Raw genomic sequence first — 5,594 nt, forward strand, 5'->3', positions numbered from 1 at the left:
ATATAGTTCATTTTTATAAAAATTTTTTTATTAAAAATATAAAAATTAGAACATCAAAAAAAAATAAATCAATTAGTTTTTGTCCCCACAAAGAACATTAATAAAAAAAGAAACTTCAACAAGTCTCTTTTTTTATTAAAAAACTAAAAATATTCTTTCTTTAAAAAATATATTTTTGAAAATAAAAATTTTTGGTTTAAATTAAAGAATATATTATCTATTATTTTGTCTTGAAAACATACCTGATAACTGTAATAAACGAATAGCTTGAAAAAAAATATAAATTAAAGTCATATGAAAACCTAAAGCCACTTTCCATTCATATTCTTTGGGCAACTTGTTTTCAACTATAAATTCTGCATTATGTAAATCAAAACAAATCATCATACAACCCAAAAATAAACAAAATAAAGTAATAGGAATCATTATGGCAACACTATTAAAAAATGAAAAGAAACAACTTAAAAAAATAATAAAAAATAAAGTAATAAAAGAAGCAATGAAACACAAATATAATTTTTGATTTACTTTAATTAAATTAGTAGAATACAAAAAATGAGAAACCATAAATAAGATACCTGTGATTAAAAAAGCTAATAATATCATGTTAACAAAATCGTAGTATGTAGGACCTAATGATTGATATAAGATAGATATACTAGCGCCAATACTAATACCTTGGACCAAAGCAAACATAATCACTAAATTTTTGTATTTTTCTATAGCGTGTGAATTGAAAGATAATTTAAATAATAAAAAAATATGCACTAAAAAAGATGCAATTAATAATGTTATAAAGAAACTTTGTATATACATGTTGTCACGAAAAACATAAAAACAAACACCACTAGGAAAAGCAGTCACAAAGGTACATAAAAATAAAAAAACAGTTTTTATTCCTATAGTTGTAAATTCACAAGTTTTAAAAACAGATGAAGAAGCATATGTTTCACGTTTTTGTATTATATTTCTTTTAATATCATTTATAATAGGATTTGTTCGAATAAAAGTATTTTTATTACGTTTATTTTCCCAATTCATATATTTTTTTACCTTTCACAATATAACTTTATTTGTTAAATCTAATCATTTATCTATAAAATTTAATTTTATATAAAAATCTAATTAATAAAATAAATATAAACATAAGAAAAATATATTCTTTATAAGAGATGATATTATATTTATTATTCAAATCATATAAATTTACTTATAAAACAAAAATAAAATCTTCAAAAAAACCTTAAAAAGGACTTTTATAAAAAAAGAACAAATTTTTATTCAATAATTTTAATAACAGAACCAGCTCCAACAGTACGTCCACCTTCACGAACAGAAAATTTAGTTCCTTCTTCTAGTGCAATAGGATGAATTAAAGTCACTGTAATTTCTGTTAAATCACCAGGCATCACGATTTTAACATCATCTTTTAATTGAATAACTCCAGTGACATCAGTAGTACGGAAATAAAACTGTGGACGATAGTTATTAGTAAAAGAAGTTTTTCTTCCTCCTTCTTTTTCATTTAAAACATAAATGGTTGCTACAAATTTAGAATAAGGTTTAACATCAGAACCAGCTTTAACTAGAACTTGACCTCGTTCTACATTATCACGTGAAATACCACGTAACAAAACTCCTACGTTATCTCCAGCTTGAGCACTATCTAAACTCTTACGAAACATTTCTAAACCAGTAATAATAGCTTTTTGCGTTTCTTTTAAACCAACTATTTCCACTTCTTCACCCACTTTAATAACACCACGTTCTACACGACCTGTAGTTACTGTTCCACGACCCGTAATAGTGAAAACATCTTCGATTGGCATTAAAAAAGGCTCATTAATAGCACGTATTGGTTCTGGAATTTGATCTAAAGTGTTCATTAATTCTTCTATGTTTTTCAAATATTGAGGATCTGCTTCGATTGCTTTTAAAGCTGAACCTTTAATAACAGGTACTTTATCAGCATCAAATCCATTAAGACTTAACATTTCTTTGACTTCGAATTCTATTAATTCTAACAAATCCAGATCCTCTAACATATCACATTTATTTAAAAAAACAATTAAATGAGGAATTCCTACTTGTTTTGCTAATAAAACATGTTCTTTAGTTTGTGGCATAACACCATCAACAGCTGAAACGACTAAAATACCCACATCCATTTGAGCAGCACCTGTAATCATATTTTTAATATAATCAGCGTGTCCAGGACAATCTACGTGAGCGCAATGTCTTTGGTTTGTTTCGTATTCAACATGTGAAGTACTAATAGTAATACCACGTTCTTTTTCTTCTGGAGCTTTGTCAATTTGATCATATTCTTGTTTTTTTGCTAATCCTAAAGTAGATAAATAATAAGTAATAGCAGCAGTTAAAGTAGTTTTACCATGATCTACGTGCCCAATGGTTCCTACATTAATATGTGGTTTGTTTCTTATAAATTTTTCATTAGCCATTTTAATTTTGGCCTCCTTTGTTTGTTTCTAATTATATTATATACATTTTACTAAATTATTTTAAAACAAATATCAAAAAAAATAAATTATATTTTAACTACGTTCTTTAATGATTTTTTCTGCAATATTTTTAGGTGTTTTATCATATTTAGCAAATTGCATAATAAAACTTGCACGACCTTGTGTATTAGAACGTAAAGTGGTTGCATAACCAAACATTTCTGATAAAGGTACTAAAGCTTTAACCACAATCGCATTACCACGATTTTCTTGTGTTTCTAATTTACCTCTACGAGAAGTCAAATCACCGATAACATTACCAATATAATCTTCAGGTGCAATAATCTCTACATTCATAATAGGTTCTAATAAAACTAAAGATTTACTATTTTTAGTTTCTTTTAAAGCGATAGAAGCAGCAATTTTAAAAGCCATTTCTGAAGAATCTACTTCATGATAAGAGCCATCAAATAAAGTAGCTTTTACATCGATAAAAGGATAACCTGCGATAATACCATTATCTAAAGATTCTATTAAACCTTTTTTGATAGCAGGAATATATTCACGTGGAACTACTCCCCCTACAATTTTATTTATAAATTCAAAACCTTTACCTTCATTAGGTTCAAATAAAATCCGTACATGACCATATTGTCCGCGCCCTCCAGATTGACGTATAAATTTACCTTCGGTTTCGACAGCTTTTGTTAATGTTTCTCTATAAGAAACTTGAGGTTGAGCAACATTAGCTTGGATCTTGAATTCTCTTTTTAAACGATCCATAATAATATCAAGATGTAATTCACCCATACCTGCGATAATAGTTTGACCTGTTTCATGATTGATATAAACTTTAAAAGTCGGATCTTCTTCGGCTAATTTTCCTAAAGCAATAGCAATTTTATCTTGATCTTGTTTTGTTTTAGGTTCTACTGCGATTTCAATTACTGGTTCAGGAAAATGCATAGATTCTAAAATAATAAAATCATTTTCTGATGTTAAAGTATTTCCAGTAGTAGTATTTTTTAAACCTACTGCTGCGACAATATCTCCGGTAAGAGCCTCTTTAATTTCTTCTCGATTATTAGCGTGCATTTGTAACAAACGTCCAACTCGTTCTCTCACGTTTTTAACCGTATTTTTAATATAAGAACCTGTTTGAACTTTTCCAGAATAAACTCTTAAAAAAGTTAAACGTCCTACAAAAGGATCAGTCATAATCTTAAAGGCTAAAGCAGTAAAAGGTTCATCATCTGAAGCTTTACGAATAATTTCTTTATTATTGTGATCCAAACCAACCACTGCTGTAACATCTAAAGGAGAAGGCAGATATTCAATAACAGCATCTAATACTTTTAAAACACCTTTATTTTTAAAAGCAGAACCACATAAAACTGGGAAAAATTTAACATCTAATGTAACACGACGAATAACTTTTCTTAAAATTTCTTCATTAATAGGTTGATTATTTAAAAATAATTCCATTAATTCATCATCAACATCTGCTAAAGTTTCGATTAATTCTTGTTTTTTTAACTTAGAAATTTCTTTTAAATTTTCTGGAATATCAATAATTTTGTGATTTTCTGTTGAAGAACCGTCATACTCAACTGCAGTCATTGTTAATAAATCGATAATCCCATTAAAACTCCCCTCTTGACCTATAGGCCATTGAATAGCGCTTGTTGTAATACCTAATCTTGTTTTTAAAGTATCAATGGCATCAGCAAAATTAGCTCCGATTTTATCCATTTTATTCACAAAAACAATACGCGGTACTTTATATTCAGTAGCTTGACGCCAAACTGTTTCTGTTTGTGGTTCAACTCCTGCTTGTGCATCGATTACTGTAACAGCTCCATCTAAAACTCTCAAAGAACGAGAAACTTCTACTGTAAAATCTACATGTCCAGGAGTATCAATAATCTGAATTTGATGTTCTTTCCAAAAAACAGTAGTAGCTGCAGAAGTAATTGTAATTCCTCTTTCTTGTTCTTGTTCCATCCAATCCATTTGAGATTTACCATCATGAGTTTCGCCTATTTGATGAATTTTACCCGCATGAAATAAAATTCTTTCAGTAGTAGTTGTTTTACCTGCATCAATATGAGCCATAATGCCAATATTGCGTATTTGTTCCAGCTTAAATTGACGTGCCATTAGCTATTTTTCTCCTTATATTCGTTACATTACCAATGATAATGTGCAAAAGCTTTATTGGCTTCTGCCATACGATGAGTATCTTCTTTTTTTTTCACTGTAATTCCTATACCTGAAGAAGCATCTACAAGTTCTTTGGCTAATTTTTCTTTCATTGATTTTTCTTTACGTTTTTTAGAACATTGTATGATCCATCTTAATCCCAAAGATTGACGTCTTTCTGGTCTAACTTCAGAAGGAACTTGATAGTTTTGACTTCCTATAGTACGTGTACGTACTTCTAAAATAGGCATTACATTATTTAAGGCTTCATTCAAAACATCCATAGGTTCTCTTTGAGTCAATTCTTTCACAAGGTCTAAAGCACAATATAAAATAGTCTGTGCTACTCTTTTTTCTCCATCTTGCATAATAGTATTAATAATTTTAGTCACTAATTTAGAATTATAAACAGGATCAGGTGAAATGTCTTTTTTATAAATACGTTTTTTACGAGACATAAATTAAACCTTACTTTCTTTGTTTTTTATATTGATAATTTATTTGTTATTTTTTATTTGAGGTTTTTTAGCACCATATTTAGAACGAGATTGTTTTCGATTATTGACTCCAACTGCATCTAACGCACCACGAACAATATGATAACGTACACCTGGTAAATCTTTAACTCGACCACCACGAACCAATACAACACTATGTTCTTGTAAAGAATGGCCAATTCCTGGAATATAAGCTATTACTTCTGTACCATTACTTAAACGTACTCTAGCAAATTTTCTTAATGCAGAGTTTGGTTTTTTAGGTGTCATTGTAGAAACTTTAATACAAACTCCAGATTTTTGAGGAGAATTATATTTTTTTGCTTTTTTTCGCAAATTATTAAAACTATATTTTAAAGCAGGGGCTTTAACTTTAGAATTTTTATTAACTCTTCCGTATTTTACTAATTGAGAAATAGTAGGCATAATGAAT

General features: G+C 28.5%; 5 protein-coding genes. All 5 read right to left on the bottom strand.

The genetic code is table 11. The annotated features are described in order from the left end of the window. Positions 1-213: 213 nt before the first annotated feature. The gene (locus AlmWB_RS00405) at positions 214-1,041 is read right to left on the bottom strand and encodes a Bax inhibitor-1/YccA family membrane protein (protein WP_050337040.1); all 828 of its coding nucleotides are present in this window, start codon (positions 1,039-1,041) and stop codon (positions 214-216) included. A gap of 236 nt (positions 1,042-1,277) precedes the next feature. Beyond that, complete coding sequence (tuf, locus tag AlmWB_RS00410; RefSeq protein WP_050337041.1) at positions 1,278-2,462, bottom strand: elongation factor Tu; 1,185 nt, start codon at positions 2,460-2,462, stop codon at positions 1,278-1,280. 93 nt (positions 2,463-2,555) lie between these two features. Continuing rightward, entirely contained in the window at positions 2,556-4,622 is a 2,067-nt protein-coding gene (gene fusA / locus AlmWB_RS00415; protein ID WP_050337043.1) for an elongation factor G, read from the bottom strand. A gap of 29 nt (positions 4,623-4,651) precedes the next feature. After that, entirely contained in the window at positions 4,652-5,122 is a 471-nt protein-coding gene (gene rpsG / locus AlmWB_RS00420; RefSeq protein WP_050337045.1) for a 30S ribosomal protein S7, read from the bottom strand. Positions 5,123-5,161: 39 nt separating this feature from the next. Further along, the gene (rpsL, locus tag AlmWB_RS00425) at positions 5,162-5,587 is read right to left on the bottom strand and encodes a 30S ribosomal protein S12 (RefSeq protein WP_050337047.1); all 426 of its coding nucleotides are present in this window, start codon (positions 5,585-5,587) and stop codon (positions 5,162-5,164) included. Positions 5,588-5,594: the final 7 nt, after the last annotated feature.

This window comes from Candidatus Phytoplasma phoenicium, assembly GCF_001189415.1.
Classification (GTDB): domain Bacteria; phylum Bacillota_I; class Bacilli_A; order Acholeplasmatales; family Acholeplasmataceae; genus Phytoplasma; species Phytoplasma phoenicium.